This window comes from Ancylothrix sp. D3o (assembly GCF_025370775.1).
Taxonomy (GTDB): domain Bacteria; phylum Cyanobacteriota; class Cyanobacteriia; order Cyanobacteriales; family Oscillatoriaceae; genus Ancylothrix.
Genome location: NZ_JAMXEX010000069.1, coordinates 1 through 5,290, shown reverse-complemented (window position 1 = coordinate 5,290; position 5,290 = coordinate 1). Strand labels below are relative to the sequence as shown.

The window sequence follows — 5,290 nt, the reverse complement described above, 5'->3', positions numbered from 1 at the left end:
AGTGTTTCAAAAAGTGTTATCATCTTTTTGAAAACGAAAAAAAACTCCCAGTCTTTAGCAACAGAGTCAAAATTTTCGAGGTTTATCGGCTGTTTGCTAAAGCGTAGAAGGATATAAATTGTGGGACGCGGTACATCAACCGCCTTTTATGCCTAATTCCGTAAGCCCTCTACTTTTGCCAGTAGGGGGTTTCAACTTTTTAGGTCTGTTTTTCTTGAATGCTGGGCAACCTCTACTATTAATGGGATAGTTAAGCTTGTTGGTTGGTTGGTTATCAGAATATTGTGGTGGCGCTCTGCCTGGTGGACAATATTGGATAACGTTACGGCAACTCTCAAACTTCAAAGCTCGCTTTAGATCATACATCAAAAATAGTCTCTTGTATTTTGAAAACTTTTAAAGTTCCGGTTCTTGAGAAAGTTGATATTTAGCTTGTACCCACCGGCACATTAAACCAGATAAATCTTGTAATGCAGTAAGATCAGAGGGTTTCAGTTCCGAGGAAACTTCGGGCCACGTTTTTTCATTAAGGCTAATTTGGAAATTATCAGTGTGCCGGTGAACAAAAATTGCTTCCGTTTTTCGTGAGAAACTCCATTCTTTCCCCTCTATGCGGTGGTTAGGAGATAAGGAAGTAATGGTGGTGGCAAGAGGGATAAGAGTTTTACTGATGCCGGTGGTAATTTCGTCAGCCAGTCGTGCTTTTTCCGCTAAGGCTGATGAGCGTTTTTCTGCTGCAATAGCTTTTTGACGATAAGTATTGCGTTCTTGTTGAAACATTTGGATATGGCCCAATTGCAGCTTCATCAATTCTAATTGTGGTTGTACTTCCTGCATGGCCCGTTCTCGATATTGGCTTGCTGTTTCCCCCTCTCTTACTTCTGGAAATAACTGTTCAGTAACCAATGGTTCTGTTATGGCTGTATTCACCGCTTCATAATATTGTTGAATTTTGGTATGGGTGGTTTTGCTACCTTTAATTCCCCGTTCAATTCCTAATGGTTCAAGAGCTTGAGCATAGCTATCCTGAACTTTAGATAAACTGTCTCTTGTTCCGCCAAATTCAGTTGTCCAGTAACTTAATTTCCCTTGTTTATTTAAAGGAACCCACAAACAATGGATATGGGGGGTGGCTTCATCTAGGTGCAGGCTGGTTTGTAGAATATTATCTCCTAATTTTTGTTCTAACCACTGGCTGCTTGCCTTCTCCCATAAATTCAATTTTTCTTCATCCCATTTTCCGTAAGCACTGGGGTCATTTGGCCTAAAGTATTCGGGGGAAGCACTGAGGATAATTTCTGCGCCAACTACTGCATTTTTCCTGATTTTCTGAGAGCCTATTTTCAGGCGGGTAAGTTTAATTACATCATCTGGGTGGGTAGCACCGGCCAAAATGACTACACTTCTATCTGGATTAACATTCGGAGTAAAGAAAGCTCTGGTGTCGTGGCTGGCTGCTGTTTTGAGATTCTGCAAGCTGTTGAATTTTTTAACTCTTAAGATTGTTTGAGCGTTCATGGTCTTTTTCTTCTAAAATAGTTCCTCGGATTTATTTAAGAGAGTCTGCTGTTGGCTGTAAGAGGCTAACTTTTCAGCAGTTCTACTGTTGAGTAGGGTGTTTGGTGGGAGATGATTTAATAGCCATTTGTAGTTTGGTTAGTCAGTTCAATGGTTTTGGATATGCTTATTTAGGTTTTTCATTTTTCTGAAAGCAAGATTTGTTTTTAGCTTGGATTACCATTTATCTTTTTTAGAATGATTCTGATAACCAAGCTTATGTATCAAAGTAGAGCATAATTTTCCCCATCGCCTCTAACTAAAGTAACAAAATCACGCTTTATCTCCCCGTAATTGTTAGCCCGATAAAATAGGGCCGGTAGCTGTTGAGGGTAGTTTAAAAAAACGGTTATTAACCAATAAAACATAGAGGCTGGTCGTAAAAAAACTGTCAATCGTCATTGATACAGTTCTGTATAAAGTGGCCGATAGCTGTTGGAGATGCGGTAAAACACAGTAGACCATCGTTGTCTGGTGGCTGGTGCTTAGTGTTCGGTATATTTTGGCCGGTGGCCGTTGTTTCATGGCCGATGGCGGGGTGACTGGTGGCCGGTGGTCGTTGTCTCATGGCCGATGGCGGGGTGACTGGTGGCCGGTGATTACTAGGGAGTTCTAGGCTGGCCGGTGCAGCAAAAATACATAAGCTCGCGTTGCTAGTTAAGCATAAAAGGGCCGGCAGTCCGTAGTAAATATCTAGCAACTTTGAGAGCAGGATAGTGAGCAGCAAGGATTGCTTAGTGACCAATCATCTCTGCTACGGCGTGCTTTGAACAGATAATTTAATAAAAGTACGAATGATGTACAAAATAAGCGTTTTTAGCTAACTTTATTGCGAGAAAAGTGCGTGTTACAACCATTCCTGTCTAACCACTTTTGAGGGGGTGTGGTACATCCAATTTTTCACCAAATCTTAAGGGAATCTAAAGCTGCTGAAATGATGATCTGAATAGTCTGGTTGCTAAGGATAGTATTTTAGTGAATTTAGGGGTCGGTGAGATAACAAAACTAAGGTGAGATGAAAAACCCGGAGTAAGTGTCCAGAATTTTATTTTCTCCCGTTATACCACACCAGAGATTCAGTTAGGCATCGAACATTGCTTTTTTTGCTTAACTCAAAAATTTACGCTTTCTGCCATATAAAACCCGAAATCTGCCATATTAGGATGGCAAGAAAAATTCTCAATTTATGATATTTTATCAGGTATTCAATCTGAAGTATATGGCAAAAACGGGGTTTTATATGGCAGAAATGGGGTTTTATATGGCAGAAATATTTAGGCAATAATACTTAGCATTTTTTGAGAGTATAGAATTTTATAAAGAATGTAGTTTGACTGTAGTATTACTCTGTTTCTGTTTGGTTGGTTGCTGTTTGATTTGAGAGGTTAGGAGTGGGAAATAGATTAGCGATTGTGGTAGTGTTTAATTTGTGGAGAAAAGTTTATTAATTATGCTAAAAGCTATTTATTAGCAGGAATAATTATTGCTCATCTTAGTTTTTCCTAATCCACTAAAATATTATTTCCCTAATAAGATAGCTGTGACAAAGAAATGAAAATATAGTGGGGTGGTGGATCCGCTTTATGGCTTTTGGTTTGCTCCCCAAGGAGCACCCCTATCTAATGGATCTGTTGCGTGGGCTTTCAAACAGCCGGGGCATACTTTCTGTTAAAGATCGGCCCAATGAGGCAGCCGCTCTGACAATTCTGACAAAATTGCTTGCTGTTTAAGACCGGCCTGCCAAAGGTAGGAAACACCGGCATCGTTGAAGCAGCCTGATTTGGCAGGGAACACCGGCACCATATTTGCCAGGGAACACCGGCACCATTGAAGTAGTATTTTTGGGTGTTGAGGTAAATCTCAGGACAACTGTTGAGAGATAAAAATGTGTTGGATTTTAGAACCTTTCCCTAAGATATTTCCTCTTCTTCCTTCAATTCGTTTGCTATATCCTTCAACTTCAGATTACACTTCTCACTCAACCGGCTGCCGGTGGAGTAAAGGAAGATTTGCATCAATTTATAACCTTTAACCGCGCTTTGTGGGCTCAGGTAGGGTGGTTCTGCGGCTTACATCTGTACGGGCCGGTAGGTCAACAGAAGATTTTTCCACTCCGAAGGCTAAAACGCTTCTGCTATTGAGAGAAGGCTATGAAGGTGGGAGTTCTAAAATAGGGATGCTGTGGGGGTGGAAAGCATAGATCCATAAATAGCCGGATAAGCCTAGCTAACAAGACTTTATCTAGCTAAAATAACCTGAAACTAAGCACCATTATCTATTACTATTTGTAGCTAATGACGTGCTACAACCTACCCCCTGTTAGCGTTCCTCTATCAAAGCAATATATTTACTTTTGTAACGAACCTTAAGCAAATCTAAAGGAGGGCTGGAGATGAAATGTATAGTCTGGTTGTTCTGTGCTTGGTTTCAGTGAATTTGGGGGCCGGTGAAGTGACAAAATTAAGGTGACATAAAAAACCTGGAGTAAGTGTGTCCAGAATTTTCTACTCCCCCATTTTACCAGATCAGCGATTCAGTTAGACATCGAAAAATTGAGCATTCGGTCTGCCAGATGGATAAGACAAAAACGCTGTTTTATAAGACAAAAAGGCTATTTTATAAGACAAGGAAAACTAAAAATTCTTGCTGTACTTTTTGAGAGCGTCTGCTTTTTAGCTCTACAATTATTCATTTATAAGACAAAAATGGCAGTTTATAAGACACAAATACAATAAGTCTAATTACTTACATTTTTCTTAAATGAATTTATGTAAAGTAGTGTAGCATTAGCGTAGTATCATTGAGGTTGTGTATGACTGAGCGCTATTAAATTTTGGAGGAGTATGAGAATGGCAAAAATTATCGTGGAGAAAAGCTAGTTTCCACTTTTTAATGCTTAAAATATGGTGTATTTTGGGGGGGATAGATATTTCGAGCAAGTATTAAGATAGAGCAAATAGAAATGCTGAACTCAAGTTTTATTAAATAAAAATCCAACCAAAAAAATACTTATTTACTTTAAATAGCCTAAGCTTTCCTAAGCTCTCTTTAAGTTAATTAATAAAAATGGTCAAGGGAAAAAGGAATTAAATTATATCTTTAGGAGGTGTACTTGCCAATTTGTAGATATGAATGAACTGCATAAAGGTTATTCTTAAGAAGTTAAAAAAGGATGTCTAAAAATATATGTGAATGGAAATGTCTAAACCCCACTCTCTAACTAAAGTAGTCAAATCACGATTTATTTTCCCGTAATTTTTGGTTGCATAAGATTAGGCCGGTAGTTACTGGAGATATTTTTATAGAAAGTCTCTACTTGTTGTCAGGTGGCCGATGTTTAGCCTTGGGTGTTTGGTAGCTGATGTTTAGTCTTGGGTGTCAGGTGGCCGGTGTTTTAGTTCTGGGACAGCCGGTGGCGGGTGTTGAGTCCTGGGTAGTTGGTAGTCGGTGTTGAGTCTGGGGTAGACGGTGGCCGGTCTTTAGTCTTGGGTGTTTGGTAGCCGTTGTTTATTCCTAGATGCCTGCTGGCATATGTTTTAGTCCTGGTTAGCCGATGGCTACTGGTTAGTCTTGGATGTTTAGTGGCCGATCTTTTAGTTCTGCGACCGTCGTTGATCAGTGTTGAGTCTGGGACAGCCGGTGGCGGGTGTTGAGTTTGGGGTAGCCGATGCAGTGAAACTACATACTTGAGGGTTGTTAGTTAACAATAACCGGCTTTCCCTAGCTGGTAGTT

2 protein-coding genes are annotated in these 5,290 nt (G+C 39.9%); both read right to left on the bottom strand.

What is annotated here, in order from left to right:
* Positions 1 to 396: 396 nt before the first annotated feature.
* Positions 397 to 1,518, bottom strand: a complete 1,122-nt coding sequence (mobV, locus tag NG798_RS26665) for a MobV family relaxase (protein WP_261226753.1) — start codon at positions 1,516 to 1,518, stop codon at positions 397 to 399.
* A 430-nt stretch (positions 1,519 to 1,948) separates the two neighbouring features.
* Positions 1,949 to 2,284 (bottom strand): hypothetical protein, encoded by a 336-nt coding sequence (locus NG798_RS26660; RefSeq protein ID WP_261226752.1) that lies wholly within the window; start codon positions 2,282 to 2,284, stop codon positions 1,949 to 1,951.
* Between the last annotated feature and the right edge of the window lie 3,006 nt (positions 2,285 to 5,290).